This window comes from Streptomyces tanashiensis (genome assembly GCF_014648895.1).
In the GTDB taxonomy this organism is placed as follows: Bacteria; Actinomycetota; Actinomycetes; order Streptomycetales; family Streptomycetaceae; genus Streptomyces; species Streptomyces tanashiensis.
In genome coordinates this window covers 210,845-229,138 of the sequence record NZ_BMRZ01000009.1, presented here as the reverse complement: position 1 = coordinate 229,138, position 18,294 = coordinate 210,845, and the positions used below count along the sequence as shown (strand labels likewise).

Here is an 18,294-nt window from a genome sequence, read left to right as displayed (position 1 = left end):
TTGCATAAAAGTTCGGCGACACGTATAGTCATGCCATCCATGAGGAGGGTTTCGATGACGGTACGAGTAGCAGTGGCGGGTGCGAGCGGATACGCGGGCGGAGAGCTCCTGCGTCTCCTCGTCGCCCACCCCCACGTGGAGATCGGGACACTGACCGGCCACTCCAACGCCGGCCAGCGACTCGGGGCCCTCCAGCCCCACCTGCTCCCGCTCGCCGACCGCGTCCTCGCGCCCACCACCGCCGAGGAGCTCGCCGGACACGACGTGGTCTTCCTGGCGCTGCCGCACGGCCAGTCCGCCGCCGTCGCCGAGCAGCTCGGGCCCGACGTCCTCGTCGTCGACATGGGCGCCGACTTCCGCCTCGAGGACGCGGCCGACTGGGAGACGTACTACGGCTCCCCGCACGCCGGGACCTGGCCCTACGGCCTCCCCGAACTGCCGGGTGCCCGCGCCGCCCTGGAGGGGTCCAAGCGCGTCGCGGTCCCCGGCTGCTACCCGACCGCCGTCTCGCTCGCGCTCTTCCCGGCGTACGCGGAGGGTCTCGCCGAGCCCGAGGCCGTGATCGTCGCCGCCTCCGGCACCTCCGGCGCCGGCAAGGCGGCCAAGCCGCACCTGCTCGGCAGCGAGGTCATGGGCAACATGTCCCCGTACGGCGTCGGAGGCGGCCACCGCCACACGCCCGAGATGATCCAGAACCTCAGCGGGCCGGCGGGGGAGCGGGTCACCGTCTCCTTCACGCCCACCCTGGCCCCGATGCCCCGCGGCATCCTCGCCACCTGCACCGCCACCGCGAAGCCCGGCGTCACCGCCGAGACCGTACGGGCCGCGTACGCGAAGGCCTACGCGGACGAGCCCTTCGTCCACCTGCTTCCCGAGGGGCAGTGGCCGGCCACGGCGTCCGTCTACGGTTCCAACGCCGTTCAGGTGCAGGTCGCGTACGACGCCAACGCGAACCGGATCATCGCCATCAGCGCCATCGACAACCTCACCAAGGGCACCGCCGGCGGCGCGGTGCAGAGCATGAACATCGCCCTCGGGCTTCCCGAGACCACCGGACTTTCCACGATTGGAGTCGCTCCGTGAGCGTCACCGCAGCGAAGGGATTCACGGCGGCGGGCATCGCCGCCGGGATCAAGCAGAACGGCAACCCGGACCTGGCCCTCGTGGTCAACACCGGGCCCCGCCGCGCCGCCGCGGGAGTCTTCACCTCCAACCGCGTCAAGGCCGCGCCCGTCCTCTGGTCCCAGCAGGTCCTCGCCGACGGCGAGCTGACCGCGGTCGTCCTCAACTCCGGCGGGGCGAACGCCTGCACCGGCCCGAAGGGCTTCCAGGACACCCACGCCACCGCCGAGAAGGTCGCGGCCGTCCTGAACGAGAAGGGCCTGGGCATCGGCGCCGGCGAGGTCGCCGTCGCCTCCACCGGCCTCATCGGCGTCCTGCTCCCGATGGACAAGCTGCTCCCCGGCGTCGAGAAGGCCGCGGCCGAACTCTCCGAGCACGGCGGCGAGAAGGCCGCCATCGCCATCAAGACCACCGACACCGTCCACAAGACCTCCGTGGTGACGAAGGACGGCTGGACGGTCGGCGGCATGGCCAAGGGCGCGGGCATGCTCGCCCCGGGTCTCGCCACCATGCTCGTCGTCCTCACCACCGACGCCGACGTCGACGCCAAGGGCCTCGACGCGGCCCTGCGGACCGCCACCCGGCTCACCTTCGACCGGGTCGACTCCGACGGCTGCATGTCCACCAACGACACCGTCCTCCTCCTCGCCTCCGGCGCCGCCGGCGTCACCCCCGCGCAGGACGAGTTCGCCGAGGCCGTCCGGTCCGTCTGCGACGACCTCGCCCGCCAGCTCATCGGCGACGCCGAGGGCGCCAGCAAGGACATCCGCATCGAGGTGATCAACGCCGCGACCGAGGACGACGCCGTCGAGGTGGGCCGCTCCATCGCCCGCAACAACCTCCTCAAGTGCGCCATCCACGGCGAGGACCCCAACTGGGGCCGGGTGCTCTCCGCCATCGGCACCACGCAGGCGGCCTTCGAGCCCGACCGCCTCAACGTCGCCATCAACGGCGTCTGGGTCTGCAGGAACGGCTCCGTCGGCGAGGACCGCGACCTGGTCGACATGCGCTACCGGGAGGTCACCATCACCGCCGACCTCGCCGCCGGCGACGAGTCCGCCGTCATCTGGGCGAACGACCTCACCGCCGACTACGTCCACGAGAACAGCGCGTACTCGTCATGAGCAACACCGCGCGGAAGCACACCGCCCTCCCGAAGGCCCAGATCCTCATCGAGGCCCTGCCCTGGCTCACCCGCCACCACGGCAAGACCGTAGTCATCAAGTTCGGCGGCAACGCCATGATCGACGAGGACCTCAAGGCCGCCTTCGCCCAGGACGTCGTCTTCCTGCGCCACGCCGGCCTCAAGCCGGTCGTGGTGCACGGCGGCGGCCCCCAGATCAACAAGGCCCTCGACCAGGCCGGCCTGGTCAGCGAGTTCAAGGCCGGCCTCCGGGTCACCACCCCCGAGGCCATGGACGTCGTACGGATGGTCCTCGCCGGCCAGGTGCAGCGGGAGCTCGTCGGGCTGCTCAACCAGCACGGCCCGTTCGCCGTCGGGATGACCGGCGAGGACGCCCACACCATCACCGCCACCCGGCACCGGCCGGTCATCGAGGGCGAGCGGGTCGACATCGGCCGCGTCGGCGAGATCACCGCCATCGAGACCGGAGCCATCGAGGCGCTCCTGGAGGACGGCCGGATCCCGGTCATCTCCTCGATCGCCCGCTCCCAGGACGACGGACATGTCTACAACGTCAATGCTGATACGGCGGCTGCGGCACTCGCTGCGGCGCTTGGTGCCGAGACCCTGATGGTCCTGACCGACGTCGAGGGCCTCTACGAGGACTGGCCGAACAGCGACGAGGTCATCAGCAGGCTCACCGCGAGCCAGCTGGAGAAGCTGCTGCCCGAGCTCTCCAGCGGCATGGTCCCCAAGATGGAGGGCTGCCTGCACGCCGTTCGGAACGGGGTCACCACGGCCCGCGTCATCGACGGCCGGGTCCAGCACTCGATCCTGCTGGAGATCTTCACCGACGAGGGCATCGGCACGATGGTCGTGCCGGACGATCAGGGGGCGAAATGACCGGCAACACGGAGCTGACCCAGCGGTGGCAGGGCGCTCTCATGAACAACTACGGCACCCCCCGGCTGCCGCTCGTCCGCGGTGAGGGCGCCAAGGTCTGGGACGCCGACGGCAAGGAGTACCTGGACTTCGTCGGCGGCATCGCCGTCAACGCCCTCGGCCACGGCCACCCGGCGATCGTCGAGGCCGTCACCCGGCAGATCCAGAGCCTCGGCCACGTCTCCAACCTCTTCGTCGCCGAGCCGCCCGTCGCCCTCGCCGAGCGGCTCCTGGGCCTCTTCGGCCGGCCCGGCAAGGTCTTCTTCTGCAACTCCGGCGCCGAGGCCAACGAGGCCGCGTTCAAGATCGGCCGGCTCACCGGCCGCTCCCACATGGTCGCCACCGGCGGCGGCTTCCACGGCCGGACCATGGGCTCCCTGGCGCTCACCGGCCAGCCCGGCAAGCAGACCCCCTTCCTGCCGCTCCCCGGCGACGTCACCCACGTGCCGTACGGGGACGTGGAGGCGCTGCGGGCCGCGGTCACCGAGGACACCGCCTTCGTCATCATCGAGCCCATCCAGGGCGAGAACGGCGTCGTCGTCCCGCCCGCCGGCTACCTCCGGGCCGCCCGGGAGATCACCCGCGCCACCGGCACGCTGCTCGTCCTCGACGAGGTGCAGACCGGCATCGGCCGGTGCGGCCACTGGTTCGAGCACCAGGCCCACGAGGGCGTCGAGCCGGACGTCGTGACCCTCGCGAAGGGCCTGGGCGGCGGCCTCCCGCTCGGCGCGACGGTCGCCTTCGGCAAGGCGGCGGAGCTCTTCGCGCCCGGCCACCACGGCACGACGTTCGGCGGCAACCCGGTCGCCTGCGCCGCCGGACTCGCCGTCCTGGACACCCTCGCCGCCGATGCCGCCCTCGACCACGTGAAGGCCGTGGGGGAGCGGCTGCGCCAGGGAATCGAGGGTCTGGGCCACCCGCTGGTCTCCCACGTCCGTGGTGCGGGCCTCCTGCTGGGTATCGTGCTCACCGGGCCCCTCGCACCCCAGGTGCAGCAGGCGGCCCAGGACGCCGGCCTCCTGGTGAACGCGCCCGCCCCCGATGTCGTACGGATCATGCCTCCGCTGGTCCTCACCGACGCCGAGGCGGACGCCTTCCTCCAGGCCCTGCCGGGAGTCCTGGACGAGGCGAACGGGCAAGGACGAACCGGAGAATGAGACGACGATGACCGACGCGCAGGAGAACGAGCACGGCGGGCCGTCCGTTCCGCAGACCCGCACCGCACGCCACCGCAGGATCGTCGACATCCTCAACCGGCAACCGGTGCGCTCGCAGAGCCAGCTCGCCAAGCTCCTCGCGGACGACGGACTGAGCGTCACCCAGGCGACGCTCAGCCGCGACCTCGACGAGCTCGGCGCGGTGAAGATCCGCAACACCGGCGGTGAGTTGATCTACGCGGTGCCCAGCGAGGGCGGTTTCCGCACCCCGCAGGCGCCGCTCGGGGAGTCCGCCAAGGAGGAGCGCATGCGCCGCCTCTCCGGCGAACTGCTGATCTCCGCCGAGGCCTCCGCCAACCTGGTGGTGCTGCGGACCCCGCCGGGCGCCGCCCAGTTCCTCGCGTCGGCCATCGACCAGGCCGAACTCCACGCCATCCTCGGCACCATCGCGGGTGACGACACCCTGCTGCTCATCAGCCGCGACCCGGCCGGCGGCCAGGCGCTCGCCGACCACCTGCTGAAGCTGGCCCAGAAGTAGAGAACCCGGTCCTGTACCGGGTGATCGCCGCCGGAACGCCCCGCGTTCCGGCGGCGATGTGCGTCGCCCCCTGCCCGTCGACGTGCGGGCCGTGACGGGCTATTCGGCGGGCAGCGGCGGCAGCGGGAGCGGCAGCGCGGGCAGCCCGTCGAGGCTGCTCGCGATGTGCTCCTTCCGCTCGCAGTACGCGTTGAACTCCTCGTCCGTCTTCCGGTTGAAGTATTCGGCGTGCAGCGCCCGGTCCTCCTGATACTCCATCAGCGGCACGGCGAACCCGCAGGCGTCGCTGACCCGCCGCGCGTGGACGAGGACGATCGCCCGCGCGCTGCCCTGCCCTTCGACGGCCTCGACGGGGAACCGCGCGAACAGCTCGCCCCAGCGAGGGTCGTCCCGCAGCACGGCCTCGCCGGTGCCGTGCACCCGCACGACGGTCGGAGGCCCGGAGAACGCGGTCCACATCAGCGTGATCCGCCCGTTCCCCGGCTCCCGCAGATGCGCGATCGTCTCGGCGCTGCTGCCGCCGAAGTCGACGTAGGCGAGGGTCAGTTCGTCGATCACGACCAGCGTGCCCCGGCGGCCCTTGGGGGAGAGGTTGACGTGCCCGTCGCCGGAGAGGGGAGCGGTGGCGGTGAAGAACACCGGCTGGTCCTCGATGAAGGCCCGCAGCCGCGCGTCGATCCGTTCATATGTCTTGCCCATGACAGGCATTCTGCCCGCACCGCCGGCCCGGGGGCGCGCCCGTCTCGTGGCGCGGGCCCCGGATCCGGGGCGGTGGGCATCTCGCCGGATATAAGGGGGGCAGCCCCCTGGGCGGCCCCATGCCGCATTGACAAAACATACGGAGGATTGCATAGTTATGCCAGCGGTACACCCCACCCTTCCGAGGAGCAGTAGCTGTGAGCAGCAACAACGGTGACGTCCGGCTCTGGGGCGGACGGTTCGCCGACGGCCCCGCCGAGGCCCTGGCGAAGCTCTCCGCCTCAGTCCACTTCGACTGGCGTCTCGCGCCGTACGACATCGCCGGGTCCCGTGCCCACGCGCGCGTGCTGCACAAGGCCGGCCTGCTCACCGAGGACGAGCTGACCCGCATGCTCGCCGGGCTCGACCAACTGGAGGCGGACGTCGCCGACGGTTCCTTCGTCGGCACCATCGCCGACGAGGACGTCCACACCGCCCTGGAGCGGGGCCTGCTGGAGCGCCTCGGCCCGGACCTCGGCGGCAAGCTGCGCGCCGGCCGGTCCAGGAACGACCAGGTCGCGACCCTCTTCCGGATGTACCTGCGCGACCACGCCCGGATCATCGGCGGCCTCGTCGCCGACCTCCAGGACGCCCTCGTCGGCCTCGCCGAGGCCCACTCGGACGTCGCGATGCCCGGCCGTACGCACCTCCAGCACGCCCAGCCGGTGCTCTTCGCCCACCACGTCCTCGCCCACGCCCAGTCCCTCTCGCGGGACGCCGAGCGGCTGCGGCAGTGGGACACCCGGACCGCGGTCTCCCCGTACGGCTCCGGCGCCCTCGCGGGCTCCTCCCTCGGGCTCGACCCGGAGGCGGTGGCGAAGGACCTCGGCTTCGAGCGGGGTTCGGCGGGCAACTCGATCGACGGCACGGCCTCCCGCGACTTCGTCGCCGAGTTCGCCTTCATCACGGCGATGATCGGCGTCAACCTCTCGCGGATCGCCGAGGAGATCATCATCTGGAACACGAAGGAGTTCTCCTTCGTGACCCTGCACGACGCCTTCTCCACCGGCTCGTCGATCATGCCGCAGAAGAAGAACCCCGACATCGCCGAGCTGGCCCGGGGCAAGTCCGGCCGCCTCATCGGCAACCTCTCCGGCCTGATGGCCACCCTCAAGGCCCTCCCGCTCGCCTACAACCGGGACCTCCAGGAGGACAAGGAGCCGGTCTTCGACTCCTGCGACCAGCTGGAGATCCTGCTGCCCGCCTTCACCGGCATGATGGCCACGCTCACGGTCAACCGGGAGCGCATGGAGGAGCTGGCCCCGGCCGGCTTCTCGCTCGCCACCGACATCGCCGAGTGGCTGGTCAAGCAGGGCGTGCCCTTCCGGGTGGCGCACGAGGTGGCCGGCGAGTGCGTGAAGGTCGCCGAGTCCGAGGGCAAGGAGCTGGACGAGCTCACGGACGAGCAGTTCGCGAAGATCTCCGAGCACCTGACGCCCGAGGTCCGCTCCGTCCTCAACGTCCCCGGCGCCCTCGCCTCCCGCGACGGCCGGGGCGGCACGGCCCCCTCGGCGGTCGCCACCCAGCTGGTCGAGGTCAAGGCGGACCTGGTGATCCAGCACGCCTGGGCCGAGGCCAAGAAGTAGCACTCAGCACGTCACAGCGCCGCCGCCCACTCCGCGAGCGCGTCGAAGTCCGGCCGGATCAGTCCGATCCGGGGATCGACGTGCAGCAACAGGGCGGCGGCGAGGTGTTTCTGCTCCACGTACTCGTGGTCGTACGGCGTGATGTCGTCGTCCACCCATGCGAACGGCCGCCCCGCCGCGTACTCCAGGATGTACTGGGTCTTCCAGAACGTCCCGCGCGGGGCGGCCCCGTGCATCGTCGGCCAGTCGATGAACGGCAGCTCGGGCAGCCCGAGCCGCGGCCCGATCCACTCGTTCGCCTCACCCTTCCACGTCGTCGCCCACACGAGCTCGTACGCCTCGGCCAGCGCGATCAGCTCGTCCCCGTGGTCCGGATGGAGCCAGACCCGCAGCGGCTTCGCCCCCGTCCAGGCCGTGGGGCTCATCCGATGGGTCGCGTACCCCTCCGGGCGCCGCTCGCGTTGCGCCGCGTACGGATTCAGTGGACCGTCGACATCGATCAGCAGCAGTGGCTTGGTCATCGTCACAGCTTTCCGTTCCCGCCCATGGTGAGGCGCTGATTTATCGAATGAGACATTGATGTCTCATTGGGTGTATGGTTGTCTCATGTCAGTCGATCGCACCCAGGTGCTCCGTGCCGCCGCCGCCCTGCTCACCCGCAAGGCGACCGCCACCATGGACGAGGTCGCCCGGGCCGCCGGGATCGGCCGGGCCACGCTGCACCGGCACTTCGCCGGACGGGACGCCCTGGTGCGGGCGCTCGAAGAGCTCGGGATCCAGGAGCTGGAGGCGGCCCACGACCGGGCCCGCACCCAGGAGGGCCCTGCCGACGAGGCCGTACGACGGCTCGTCGGCGAGGTCGAGGACGTGGCACCACTGCTCTCGTTCCTCGTCACCGAGAACCAGCTCTTCGAGGGCGACCAGCAGAACGACGGCTGGGAACGCCTCGACGCCCGGGTCTCCGCCCTCTTCCGGCGCGGCCAGGAAGAGGGCGTCTTCCGCATCGACCTGACCCCCGCCTGGCTCACCGAGGCCTTCTACGGGCTCATCGGTTCCGGCGCCTGGGCCGTGCAGGACGGCCGGGTCGCCGCCAAGGACTTCCAGTACATGATCGTCGAGCTGCTGCTCGGCGGAGCGCGCAGGAGCGTGGAGAAGTGATCACCAGCATCAAGACGGAGAGCCATATCGAGGGCGTGCACCGCTCCGGCAGGTGGCTCGCCCTCTCCGTGCTCGTCCTGGCCGTCCTGCTCGTGGCGGTCGACGCCACGGTGCTGGGCCTCGCCACCCCCTTCCTCTCCGAGGACCTGCAGCCCACGGGCAACCAGCTGCTCTGGATCGGCGACGTCTACTCCTTCGTCATCGCCGGACTCCTGGTCTCCATGGGCAGCCTCGGCGACCGCATCGGCCGCAAGAAGCTGCTCCTCATCGGCGCCACCGCCTTCGGCGCCGTCTCGGTCCTGAACGCCTACGCGACCAGCCCCGAGATGATGATCGTCGCCCGCGCCCTCCTCGGCGTCGCCGGCGCGACCCTGATGCCGTCCACCCTGGCCCTCATCCGGAACCTCTTCCACGACCCCCGCGAGCGCAGCCTCGCCATCGGCATCTGGGGTGCCATGGCCTCGGCCGGCGCCGCCGTCGGCCCCATCGTCGGCGGGTTCCTCCTGGAGCACTTCTGGTGGGGCTCGGTCTTCCTCATCAACCTGCCCGTCATGGCCGTCCTGGTCCTCGTCGGCGCCAAGCTGATCCCCGAGTCGAAGAACCCGAACCCCGGCCCCTGGGACCTCCCCAGCGTCGCCCTCTCCCTCGTCGGCGTCATCGGAGTCGTGTACGCGGTCAAGGAACTGGCCTCCCACGGCCTCTCCGGCGACGCGGGCCTGGCCGCCCTCATCGGCGCCGGCGCCCTGACCTGGTTCGTCCGCAGGCAGCTGACCCTGCCCACGCCGCTCCTGGACATGCGGCTCTTCCGCCACCGCGGCTTCTCCGGTGCCGTCCTCGCCGACCTGCTGACCATCCTCGGCCTCTCCGGCCTGGTGTTCTTCCTGTCCCAGTTCTTCCAGCTGGTCCAGGGCCGCCAGCCCCTGGAGGCCGGACTCGCCGAACTGCCCGCCGCGATCGGCGCGGTGACGGCCGGTCTGGTCGCCGGTGTCGTGGCCCGCCGCTTCTCCGTACGGTCCGTGGTGGCCGGCGGCCTCGCGGCGGTCGGCCTCTCCCTGGCCGTCCTGACGACCCTCGACCAGCACACCGGCTACCCGCTGCTCGGCGCGAGCCTCCTCGTCGTCGGCGTGGGCGCGGGCTTCTCCTTCACCGTGACCGCCGACGTGATCCTGTCCAGCGTCCCGAAGGAACAGGCCGGTTCCGCCTCCGCGGTCTCCGAGACCGCATACGAACTGGGCGCCGCGCTCGGCATCGCCATCCTCGGCTCGATCGTGACCGGAATCTACCGGGGCTTCGCCACCCCGGCCGGTGTCCCCTCGGACATCGCCTCGGCCGCCCACGAGTCGCTCGGCGGCGCGGTCGACGTCTCCGGCGGCCTCGCCCCCGAGACGGCCACAGCCCTGGTGTCCTCCGCCCAGGAGGCCTTCGTCGACGGCCTGCGGATCGCGGCCGGCGTCGGCGCGGCGGTCCTCCTCGCGACGGCGGTCGCGGCCTGGTTCCTGCTGAGGGGCCAGAAGCTGGAGGAAGGCGTCGAGCACTGACGCACCCACCGCACACGGAAGTGCCCCGTACGGCCGAAAGGCGTACGGGGCACTTCCCTGTGTACGAGCGTGGTTACGCCGCCTTCGCCTTCGTGGCGTACATGTCCACGTACTCCTGCCCGGAGAGGCGCATCACCTCGGCCATCACCGAGTCCGTCACCGCCCGGAGCACGTACCGGTCGCGGTCCATCCCGTCGTACCGCGAGAACTCCATCGCCTCGCCGAAACGGACCGTCACCTTGCCCGGGCGCGGGAAGCCCGCACCGCCCGGCTGGATCTTGTCGGTGCCGATCATCGCGAACGGGATCACCGGCGCGCCCGTCATCAGGGTCAGCCGCGCGATGCCCGTACGGCCCCGGTACAGGCGGCCGTCGGGGGAGCGGGTGCCCTCCGGGTAGATCGAGAAGATCTTGCCCTCCTCCAGCACGCGACGGCCCGTCATCAGCGCCGCCACACCACCGCGGCCGCCGTCCCGGTCCACCGGGATCATGCCGACGCTGGTGAAGAACCAGGCCATCGCCCGGCCCTTGATGCCCTTGCCCGTCACGTACTCGTCCTTGCCGATGAAGTGGACCGGACGGTCCAGGCAGATCGGCATGATCATCGAGTCGATGAAGGTCAGGTGGTTGCCCGCGAGGATCACGGGACCTGTCCCCGGGATGTTCTCGGCGCCCTCCACGCGGGGGCGGAACATCAGGCGCATGACCGGCCCGAGCACTGCCTTGATGATCGCGAGACGGGACAACGGTTCCTCCGGTGGGAAGCGGGTCGGTCGAGCCTGTCGAACGGACGGCTGCAGCTGGTGACGATACTCGCGGGTCACCCTCACGCGCACATCGGGTTCACCGAGTGGATACGCAGTGTTGACGTGTGTTTCCGCCATGTTCGGCCGAGGTCTGCCGCCCGTAGGGGCCCGCTGCCTAGCGTCGGGGGCAACCGTTGACAGGTGCGGGACATCACACCACGGCTCACACAGGAGGATCCCTCATGACCCAGGGCGAACGCCGGACCCCGGCACGGCGGACGGTTCTCGGAGCGGCGGGCGCCACCGTCCTCGGCGCCTCCACGGCCCTCGCGGCCGGCACCGGCACCGCGCAGGCCGCCGCCGCGGACCGGGGCGCGGACCGCACGCCCGGCCGCGGCCACGGCTACCGCTCGCTCCCCGTCCCCACGGTGATCGGCCACCGGGGCGCCAGCGGCTACCGCCCCGAGCACACCCTCGGCTCCTACCGGCACGCCCTCGACCTCGGCGCCCACGTCGTCGAGCAGGACCTCGTCCCCACCCGGGACGGACACCTGGTCTGCCGCCACGAGAACGACATCACCGGCACCACCGACGTCGCCGACCACCCCGAGTTCGCGTCCCGGAAGACCACCAAGACCGTCGACGGGGTCACGCTCACCGGCTGGTTCACCGAGGACTTCACCCTCGCCGAGCTCAAGACCCTGCGGGCCAAGGAGCGCATTCCCGGAACCCGCCAGGAGAACACCCTCTACGACGGCCGCTGGACGGTCCCCACCTTCGAGGAGGTGCTCCGCTGGGCCGAGGACGAGGGCCGCCGCAGGGGCCGCGAGATCTGGCTCCACGTCGAGACCAAGCACCCCAGCTACTTCCGCTCCCTCGGCCTCGGCCTGGAGGAGCGCCTCGCGAAGCTCCTGCGCCGGTACGGACGCCACCGCGCGAACTCCCCGGTCTTCCTCCAGTCCTTCGAGCCGAGCAGCATCCAGCGCCTGGCGAAGCTGGTGGACGCCCCCGGCGTCGTCCTGCTCTCCGGCCCGAGCACCCGCCCCTGGGACTTCGTCGAGGCGGGGGACCCGCGCACGGTCGCCGACCTGGTCACGCCCGCGGGCCTGCGCTGGATCGCCTCGTACGCGCAGGGCATCGGCCCCACGCTCGACCTGGTCATCCCGAAGGACGCGAGCGGCCGGCTCGGCACCCCGACCACCCTGGTCCGCGACGCGCACGCCGAGGGGCTGATCCTCCACCCGTACACGCACCGCAACGAGAACACCTTCCTGCCCGCGGACTTCCGCAAGGGCACGGACCCGACGGCGTACGGCGACTCCTTCGGCGCCCTCAAGCGCTACCTGGAGACCGGGATCGACGGCATCTTCTCCGACAACCCGGACACGGCGCTGCTCGCCGCCGCGGACCTCACCGCCCGCGACTGACCCGACGAGGGGGCCGTACGGCCGGGCCGCCGGCCGCACGCCCCCCTCCCGGGTGGTTTACGCCCCGCACCGCAACCACGGCCGCGCACCCCGGCATGGTGCAGGTCATGACGCTCCCCACCCCGCAGGCCCGGACCCCGCTCGCCCCGCCCCAGGCCCCGGCCGCCCGACCCCCGGCCGCCCGACCCCCGGCCGCCCGACCCCCGGCCGCACGAGGCCAGGCCCCCGCCCCCGGCCTCCTCGCCGCCCTCGCCCCGCTGCTCTCCGCCGAGTCCGACGCCGAGGCACCGGCCGCCGGCGTCGACCCGGGCGACCTCGAACAGGCCGTCTGGCTCCGGCTCCTGGAGCAGCTCCAGGAGACCGGCGCCGCCCCCGAGCGGCCCGCCGAATGGCTGCGCCGGGCCGTCCGCGCGGAGGCGCGCCGCGCCCGCAGGACCCACGACCGCGAACGCCCCTACCGGGACGAACCCGTCCACGAGCAGGGCGGCGCCGAGCCCCACGGCTCCCCGGAGCAGTCCCTGATGGTCGCCGAGGGCCGCCGCACCCTGCGCGCCGCCGTCACCAGGACCCCCGGCCGCTGCCCGAAGGTGCTCACCGCGATGCTCGACCCGGAGGACCCCACCTACCGGGAAATCGCAGGAGAGTTGGGTATCTCACAGGGCAGCCTGGGGCCGATGCGTTCCCGTTGCCTGGGATGCCTGCGCAGAATGCTGGCTGCAGAGGTTCCCGCCCCCGGTCGACGGGGAAGGGTGCGGTAGACCGATGATCGACCAGATGAGCGGGAGGCGTGCACACATGGGCCTGAGTGTGACCATCTCAGCGGCGGACGCGCAGGACGCGGAGCACATCCTGAAGCTGCAGTACCTCTGCTACCAGAGCGAGGCGGAGCTGTACGGGGACTGGTCCATCGAGCCGCTCACGCAGTCGCTCGACGCCCTGCGCGCCGAACTGGACGAGGGACACGGGCTCGTGGCCCGGCTCGGCGACGAGGTCGTCGCCTCCGTGCGGGCCCGCCTCGACGAGGACGGCACGGTGCGGATCGCCAAGCTGATCGTCCACCCGCGCATGCAGCGGCACGGCCTCGGCGGCCGCCTTCTCGACGGCATAGAGCGCCACTTCGCGGCGGCCACGGCCCCGGCGGAGACCTCCGCCAAGCGCTTCCAGCTGTTCACCGGCCACCGCAGCGAGGGCAATCTGCGCCTCTACCGCAGCAAGGGGTACGCGCAGGTGGCCACCCGCGAGCTCGGCCCGAGGCTCACCCTGGTGACCCTGGAGAAGGCCGCCTAGAGCGCCCCCGGCCGCCTAGGCGGTCCTGGCCGACTTCCGCAGCCACCAGATGCCGGTCAGCGGCAGCAGCACCGGGATGAAGACGTAGCCGTAGCCGAAGTCCGACCAGACCGTGGCGTCCGGGAAGGCGGACGGCTCCACCAGCGTCCAGGTGCCCACGATCAGTACGCCCGCGAGCTCGGCGGCGCAGCACACCAGCGCCGCCCTGCGGGCCTTCTCCCCGCCCCGTACCAGCGTGTACGTGATGAAGACGTAGACCACCGCCGCCACCGCCGACAGGCTGTACGCGAGCGGCGCACGGTCGAACTCGGTGGCGATCTGGTAGATCGAGCGGGAGACCGCGCCGACCGACATCACGCCGTACAGCCAGACGAGCAGCATGCCCGGGCCTGTGACGAGACGGGTCTTCGCGCCCGCCGCCCGCTCCTGCGTCTCGGTCATGGTCAGCCCACCGTCCAGATGTCGTAGAGACGCACTTCGAGCACGGCCAGGACGACCGCGCCGGCCGCCACCGTCGCCGAACCCCACCGGCTCCGCTCCGCGAGCGACATGAATCCGGCGATCGGCACCGCACACAGCGCGCCGAGCAGATAGGCGACGAAGATCGTCGTCCCCTCCTCGGCCTTCTCGCCGCGCGCCAGCTGCACGATGCCGACGATCAGCTGGACCAGGACCAGGAAGGACACCACGGCCATGCCGATGAAGTGCCAGTCCTTGGTCGGCTGGTCCCGGAAGGCGGCGAAGCCGCACCAGGCGGCGAGGGCGAGCGCGGCCACGGAGACCGCGACCGTCAGGGCGTCAAGCATGCGCCCGAGGGTATTACGGGCCGAATGGCCCGATGCGCTCGCCCCCCGGCTCTCCGGGGGACGGTCCGGGGCCCGCCGACCGCGTGGCCTTGGCCACATCCCGTACCCGATCACCCTCCCCACCGGGTCCGCGCCCGGAGGCGCTTCCCTCCAGGCCACGCGGGGAAAGGCGCGCCGACCGGCGCCTCCGCCCCGTCCGCATGGCGTCTCAGCGGCGTCCGCTATTCGGACACCCCGCTTCCCTTCGCAGCTGCGCATGTTTTACTTGCAGACATGACCACGACGAGCAGCCGCACCCTTGCGACCGAGGCGAACACGACGCCCGGTGCTCGTTGTATGTGTCGAATGTGCGCCTTCTGAGGGCCCCCGCCTGAGCCTCGCGCCCCGAAGCGAGACCCCGACGGCCGAGCCGATCCGCCCGCCACCCGGCGCCGGACCGTGCCTGCCCCGCGCACCGCTGCCGCCCGGCCACCAGCCGGAGCAGCCTCCACCGTGCGCCTGACTGTCCGAATGACGAATGCCCCGTGCACGACGGACCCCGCGTCGCGCACTCGACAGTGACGGAAACCCCTGTGATCACCACTTCGGGCCTGACCAAGGTCTACGAGTCGCGCGGCCGGCAGGTCACCGCTCTGGACGGCGTCGACCTCCACGTCCGCGAGGGCGAGGTGTTCGGCGTGATCGGCCAGAGCGGCGCCGGCAAGTCCTCGCTCATCCGCTGCGTCAACCTCCTGGAGCGCCCCACCTCCGGCACCGTGACCGTCGACGGCGTCGACCTCACCGCGCTCGCCGGCAGGAGCCGCCGCGCCGGCAAGGACCTGCGCCGGGCGCGCAGCAGCATCGGCATGGTCTTCCAGCACTTCAACCTGCTGTCCTCCCGCACGGTGAAGGACAACATCGAGCTCCCCCTGGAGATCCTCGGCGTCTCCGGCGCCGAGCGCTCCCGCCGCGCCCTGGAACTCCTCGACCTGGTCGGCCTCGCCGACAAGGCGAAGTCCTACCCCGGCCAGCTCTCCGGCGGCCAGAAGCAGCGCGTCGGAATCGCCCGCGCCCTCGCCGGCAAGCCCAAGGTCCTGCTCTCCGACGAGGCCACCAGCGCCCTCGACCCGGAGACCACCCGCTCCATCCTCCAGCTCCTGCGCGACCTCAACCAGCAGCTCGGCCTCACCGTCCTGCTCATCACGCACGAGATGGACGTCGTCAAGACGATCTGCGACTCCGCCGCCCTGATGCAGCACGGCCGCGTCGTCGAGTCCGGCACCGTCGGCGAACTGCTCGCCACCCCCGGCTCCCAGCTGGCGGCCGAGCTGTTCCCGGTCAGCGGCGCCCCCACGGGCCCCGACCGCACCGTCGTCGACGTCACCTTCCACGGCGAGGCCGCGACCCAGCCGGTGATCTCCCAGCTCTCCCGCACGTACAACATCGACATCTCGATCCTCGGGGCGGCGATGGACACCGTCGGCGGGAAGCAGATCGGCCGGATGCGGATCGAACTGCCCGGACGGTACGAGGACAACGTCGTCCCGGTCGGCTTCCTGCGCGAGCAGGGCCTCCAGGTCGAGATCGTGGATGAGGACGCACAGCAGCCGGCCGACGCGCCCGTGCTGGTGAAGGATGGTGCCAAGTGACCTGGTCGGAGATGCAGCCCCTCCTGGAGCAGGGCACCGTCGACACGCTCTACATGGTCCTGTGGGCCACCGTCGTCACCGTTCTCGGCGGCCTGCCGCTCGGCATCCTCCTCGTCCTCACGGACAAGGGCGGACTGCTGCAGAACCGGCCCGTCAACAAGGTCGTCGGTGCGATCGTGAACATCGGGCGTTCGCTGCCGTTCATCATCCTGCTGATCGCCCTGATCCCCTTCACGACCTTCGTCGTCGGCACCTTCATCGGCCCGACCGCGATGATCGTGCCGCTCGCCATCGGCGCCATCCCCTTCTTCGCGCGCCTCGTCGAGACGGCGATCCGCGAGGTCGACCACGGACTCGTCGAAGCCGTCCAGGCCATGGGCGGCGGCATCCCCACCATCGTCCGCAAGGTGCTGCTGCCGCAGGCGCTGCCCTCGCTGGTCTCGGGCGTCACCACCACCGTGATCGTGCTCATCGGGTACTCCGCGATGGCCGGCGCGGTCGGCGGCGAAGGCCTCGGCTCCAAGGCCGTCACCTACGGATACCAGCGCTTCGACACCACGTTCATGCTGGTCACCGTCGTCGTCCTGGTCGCGATCGTGACCGTCGTCCAGCTCATCGGCGACGGAGTCGTCCGGCTCCTCGCCCGCCGCGGCCGCACCGCGTAACGGCCCCCGGCCACCCAAGACTTCGTTTTTCGAAGAACAGCCCGGACTTGTTGTCCAGGCGTCCACCGCTCCACCGGAAAGAGGCACTCTTCGTGCGTAAGAACATCAAGCTCACCGCCGGTATCGCCGCCACCGCCGCCCTGGCCCTCGGCCTCACCGCCTGCGGCACCTCGTCGGACCCGTCGTCCGCCAAGGACTCGGCCGGCTCCGCCGACAAGCCCCTCGTCGTCGCCGCGTCCCCGACGCCGCACGCCGACATCCTCAACTTCGTCAAGGACAACCTGGCCGAGAAGGCCGGCCTGAAGCTGGAGGTGAAGGAGTTCACGGACTACGTCCTGCCGAACACCGCCACCGAGTCCGGCCAGGTCGACGCCAACTTCTTCCAGCACAAGCCGTACCTCGACGACTTCAACAAGAAGAACAACACCCACATCGTCCCGGTGGTCAACGTCCACCTGGAGCCGCTGGGCCTCTACTCCAAGAGCCTCAAGTCGGTGAAGGACATCAAGCCCGGCCAGACCATCGCCGTGCCGAACGACACCACCAACGGCGGCCGCGCGCTCCAGCTGCTCGCCGAGAACGGCCTGATCACCGTCAAGCCGGGCGTCGGCACCAACGCCAAGCTCTCCGACATCACCGACAAGAAGGGCCTGGAGTTCAAGGAGCTGGAGGCCGCCACCGTGCCCCGCGCCCTGAACGACGTGGACGCCGCCGTCATCAACGGCAACTACGCCATCGAGGCCAAGCTGTCCCCGGCGAAGGACGCCCTCGTCCTGGAGAAGGCGGACGGCAACCCGTACGCCAACTTCCTCGCCGTCAAGGAGGGCAACGAGAAGGACGCCCGCGTGCAGAAGCTCGCCGAGCTCCTCAACTCGCCCGAGGTGAAGAAGTACATCGAGGACACCTACAAGGGCTCGGTCATCCCGGCCTTCGGCGCCGTCAAGTAAGGCCCGCCACCGGGTTCCGCGTCCGAGGGACCGTCAGACCGGCTCCCCCGTACAGTCCTTGAGCAGAAGGCCCCCCGCATCCCGTCCGGTGCGCGGGGCCTTCGCCACATCCGACCCGGCCATGCGCACCGGCGGCCGCATGCTGCATGCTGTGCGTTCACGCTCGATTCGGACGGTCCACGGCATGGAGCTGCGCATGACTACCACCTTTCCGGACATCTCCATCAACACGGACCGGTTGGTGCTGCGCGCGCTCGAGGAGGCGGACGCCCCCGCCCTCGCCGAGATGATGAACGACGAGATGGTCGCCGCCTGGACGGCCGTGCCCCAGCCCTACACCGAGGACGCCGCACGGGGCTGGATCACCGAGTACGCCCCCACTGAGCGCACCGCCGGCCGGGGCCTCGACCTCGCCGTCACCGAGTTCCTGACGCAGCGTCTCGTCGGCGTCGTCCAGCTGAGCAACACGAACTGGCGGGTCCGCTCCACCGAGATGTCCTACATCATCGCCCCCTGGGCCAGGGGCGAGGGCTACGCCTCCGAAGCCGCCCTCGCCACCGCCCAGTGGCTCTTCGGCGACCAGAAGTTCGAACGCCTGGAACTGCGCACCGCCGCCGACAACACCGCCTCCCAGCAGGTCGCCCAGAAGATCGGCTGCATCAGCGAGGGCGTCCTGCGCAACGCCTGCATAGCCCGCACCCGCACCGAGGACGGCACCTGGGCCGAACTGCGCACCGACTTCATCGTCTGGGGCCTCCTCCCCGAGGACCTCGACGGCGTCGCCGACCAGATGGCCGAGGCGGGCTACTCCTCGTACACCGACTGGAGCTGAGCCCCGGAACGATCCCGGGGTACGCTCGGCACGCCCCCGACCTGCGACAACACCC

20 protein-coding genes are annotated in these 18,294 nt (G+C 71.1%); 15 read left to right on the top strand and 5 right to left on the bottom strand.

Annotation, left to right across the window (positions count from 1 at the left end; translation table 11 throughout):
* Positions 1-54 precede the first annotated feature (54 nt).
* From argC to IE237_RS25620, 5 genes are read left to right on the top strand one after another with little or no spacing between them, the layout of a single operon-like run.
* Positions 55-1,083 carry an N-acetyl-gamma-glutamyl-phosphate reductase gene (argC, locus tag IE237_RS25640; protein ID WP_189804468.1) on the top strand — a complete coding sequence of 343 codons (1,029 nt, stop codon included), beginning with the start codon at positions 55-57 and terminating at the stop codon, positions 1,081-1,083.
* Entirely contained in the window at positions 1,080-2,246 is a 1,167-nt protein-coding gene (gene argJ, locus IE237_RS25635) for a bifunctional glutamate N-acetyltransferase/amino-acid acetyltransferase ArgJ (protein WP_189804467.1), read from the top strand. Before argC ends, argJ begins: the two co-directional genes overlap by 4 nt.
* Complete coding sequence (gene argB / locus IE237_RS25630; protein WP_189804466.1) at positions 2,243-3,148, top strand: acetylglutamate kinase; 906 nt, start codon at positions 2,243-2,245, stop codon at positions 3,146-3,148. Before argJ ends, argB begins: the two co-directional genes overlap by 4 nt.
* Positions 3,145-4,344: an acetylornithine transaminase gene (locus IE237_RS25625; RefSeq protein ID WP_189804465.1), complete on the top strand. Its 1,200-nt coding sequence runs from the start codon at positions 3,145-3,147 to the stop codon at positions 4,342-4,344. The genes argB and IE237_RS25625 overlap by 4 nt, the downstream gene beginning before the upstream one ends.
* 7 nt (positions 4,345-4,351) lie before the next feature.
* Positions 4,352-4,882 (top strand): arginine repressor, encoded by a 531-nt coding sequence (locus tag IE237_RS25620; protein WP_030316147.1) that lies wholly within the window; start codon positions 4,352-4,354, stop codon positions 4,880-4,882.
* Positions 4,883-4,981: 99 nt separating this feature from the next.
* On the opposite strand, the gene IE237_RS25615 is transcribed toward IE237_RS25620, so the two are convergent.
* Entirely contained in the window at positions 4,982-5,581 is a 600-nt protein-coding gene (locus IE237_RS25615; RefSeq protein ID WP_189804464.1) for a pyridoxamine 5'-phosphate oxidase family protein, read from the bottom strand.
* Between the two features lie 197 nt (positions 5,582-5,778).
* Here IE237_RS25615 and argH point away from each other — a divergent pair, with 197 nt between their 5' ends.
* Positions 5,779-7,206 carry an argininosuccinate lyase gene (gene argH, locus IE237_RS25610; RefSeq protein ID WP_189804463.1) on the top strand — a complete coding sequence of 476 codons (1,428 nt, stop codon included), beginning with the start codon at positions 5,779-5,781 and terminating at the stop codon, positions 7,204-7,206.
* Positions 7,207-7,217: 11 nt separating this feature from the next.
* On the opposite strand, the gene IE237_RS25605 is transcribed toward argH, so the two are convergent.
* A complete protein-coding gene (locus IE237_RS25605) occupies positions 7,218-7,727 on the bottom strand; it encodes an HAD domain-containing protein (RefSeq protein ID WP_189804462.1) in 510 nt (169 codons plus the stop codon).
* 85 nt (positions 7,728-7,812) lie between these two features.
* Here IE237_RS25605 and IE237_RS25600 point away from each other — a divergent pair, with 85 nt between their 5' ends.
* Positions 7,813-8,364, top strand: a complete 552-nt coding sequence (locus tag IE237_RS25600) for a TetR/AcrR family transcriptional regulator (protein WP_229842880.1) — start codon at positions 7,813-7,815, stop codon at positions 8,362-8,364.
* Complete coding sequence (locus tag IE237_RS25595; RefSeq protein ID WP_189804460.1) at positions 8,361-9,902, top strand: MFS transporter; 1,542 nt, start codon at positions 8,361-8,363, stop codon at positions 9,900-9,902. Before IE237_RS25600 ends, IE237_RS25595 begins: the two co-directional genes overlap by 4 nt.
* Positions 9,903-9,975: 73 nt before the next feature.
* On the opposite strand, the gene IE237_RS25590 is transcribed toward IE237_RS25595, so the two are convergent.
* Positions 9,976-10,647, bottom strand: coding sequence for a lysophospholipid acyltransferase family protein (locus IE237_RS25590; RefSeq protein WP_189804459.1), 672 nt, complete (start codon positions 10,645-10,647; stop codon positions 9,976-9,978).
* 242 nt (positions 10,648-10,889) lie between these two features.
* Here IE237_RS25590 and IE237_RS25585 point away from each other — a divergent pair, with 242 nt between their 5' ends.
* The 3 genes from IE237_RS25585 to IE237_RS25575 all read left to right on the top strand — a co-directional run bounded on the left by IE237_RS25585 (position 10,890) and on the right by IE237_RS25575 (position 13,361).
* Entirely contained in the window at positions 10,890-12,074 is a 1,185-nt protein-coding gene (locus tag IE237_RS25585) for a glycerophosphodiester phosphodiesterase (RefSeq protein ID WP_189804458.1), read from the top strand.
* Between the two features lie 107 nt (positions 12,075-12,181).
* Complete coding sequence (locus IE237_RS25580) at positions 12,182-12,832, top strand: sigma-70 family RNA polymerase sigma factor (RefSeq protein WP_229842879.1); 651 nt, start codon at positions 12,182-12,184, stop codon at positions 12,830-12,832.
* A gap of 37 nt (positions 12,833-12,869) precedes the next feature.
* Positions 12,870-13,361 carry a GNAT family N-acetyltransferase gene (locus IE237_RS25575; RefSeq protein ID WP_189804457.1) on the top strand — a complete coding sequence of 164 codons (492 nt, stop codon included), beginning with the start codon at positions 12,870-12,872 and terminating at the stop codon, positions 13,359-13,361.
* 15 nt (positions 13,362-13,376) lie between these two features.
* Here IE237_RS25575 and IE237_RS25570 read toward each other — a convergent pair whose 3' ends face one another.
* Both IE237_RS25570 and IE237_RS25565 read right to left on the bottom strand, forming a co-directional pair.
* On the bottom strand, positions 13,377-13,802 hold the full coding sequence (locus IE237_RS25570) for a hypothetical protein (protein WP_189804456.1): 426 nt from the start codon (positions 13,800-13,802) through the stop codon (positions 13,377-13,379).
* A 2-nt stretch (positions 13,803-13,804) separates the two neighbouring features.
* The gene (locus IE237_RS25565) at positions 13,805-14,167 is read right to left on the bottom strand and encodes a hypothetical protein (RefSeq protein WP_189804455.1); all 363 of its coding nucleotides are present in this window, start codon (positions 14,165-14,167) and stop codon (positions 13,805-13,807) included.
* A gap of 572 nt (positions 14,168-14,739) precedes the next feature.
* On the opposite strand from IE237_RS25565, the gene IE237_RS25560 reads away from it, so the two are divergent.
* The 4 genes from IE237_RS25560 (at position 14,740) to IE237_RS25545 (ending at position 18,239) form a co-directional block, all read left to right on the top strand.
* Complete coding sequence (locus IE237_RS25560) at positions 14,740-15,795, top strand: methionine ABC transporter ATP-binding protein (protein WP_189804454.1); 1,056 nt, start codon at positions 14,740-14,742, stop codon at positions 15,793-15,795.
* Entirely contained in the window at positions 15,792-16,460 is a 669-nt protein-coding gene (locus tag IE237_RS25555) for a methionine ABC transporter permease (RefSeq protein ID WP_189804453.1), read from the top strand. The genes IE237_RS25560 and IE237_RS25555 overlap by 4 nt, the downstream gene beginning before the upstream one ends.
* Positions 16,461-16,552: 92 nt before the next feature.
* Positions 16,553-17,407, top strand: coding sequence for a MetQ/NlpA family ABC transporter substrate-binding protein (locus IE237_RS25550; protein ID WP_189804452.1), 855 nt, complete (start codon positions 16,553-16,555; stop codon positions 17,405-17,407).
* Positions 17,408-17,603: 196 nt separating this feature from the next.
* Entirely contained in the window at positions 17,604-18,239 is a 636-nt protein-coding gene (locus IE237_RS25545) for a GNAT family N-acetyltransferase (protein ID WP_189804451.1), read from the top strand.
* Positions 18,240-18,294: the final 55 nt, after the last annotated feature.

Coding starts and splice junctions, on each gene's coding strand:
- argB (WP_189804466.1), top strand. CDS start 2,243: ATGAGCAACACCGCGCGGAAGCACACCGCCCTCCCGAAGGCCCAGATC.
- IE237_RS25585 (WP_189804458.1), top strand. CDS start 10,890: ATGACCCAGGGCGAACGCCGGACCCCGGCACGGCGGACGGTTCTCGGA.
- IE237_RS25600 (WP_229842880.1), top strand. CDS start 7,813: ATGTCAGTCGATCGCACCCAGGTGCTCCGTGCCGCCGCCGCCCTGCTC.
- IE237_RS25615 (WP_189804464.1), bottom strand. CDS start 5,581: ATGGGCAAGACATATGAACGGATCGACGCGCGGCTGCGGGCCTTCATC.
- IE237_RS25575 (WP_189804457.1), top strand. CDS start 12,870: ATGGGCCTGAGTGTGACCATCTCAGCGGCGGACGCGCAGGACGCGGAG.
- IE237_RS25570 (WP_189804456.1), bottom strand. CDS start 13,802: ATGACCGAGACGCAGGAGCGGGCGGCGGGCGCGAAGACCCGTCTCGTC.
- IE237_RS25565 (WP_189804455.1), bottom strand. CDS start 14,167: ATGCTTGACGCCCTGACGGTCGCGGTCTCCGTGGCCGCGCTCGCCCTC.
- IE237_RS25620 (WP_030316147.1), top strand. CDS start 4,352: ATGACCGACGCGCAGGAGAACGAGCACGGCGGGCCGTCCGTTCCGCAG.
- IE237_RS25545 (WP_189804451.1), top strand. CDS start 17,604: ATGACTACCACCTTTCCGGACATCTCCATCAACACGGACCGGTTGGTG.
- IE237_RS25580 (WP_229842879.1), top strand. CDS start 12,182: ATGACGCTCCCCACCCCGCAGGCCCGGACCCCGCTCGCCCCGCCCCAG.
- IE237_RS25625 (WP_189804465.1), top strand. CDS start 3,145: ATGACCGGCAACACGGAGCTGACCCAGCGGTGGCAGGGCGCTCTCATG.
- argC (WP_189804468.1), top strand. CDS start 55: ATGACGGTACGAGTAGCAGTGGCGGGTGCGAGCGGATACGCGGGCGGA.
- IE237_RS25605 (WP_189804462.1), bottom strand. CDS start 7,727: ATGACCAAGCCACTGCTGCTGATCGATGTCGACGGTCCACTGAATCCG.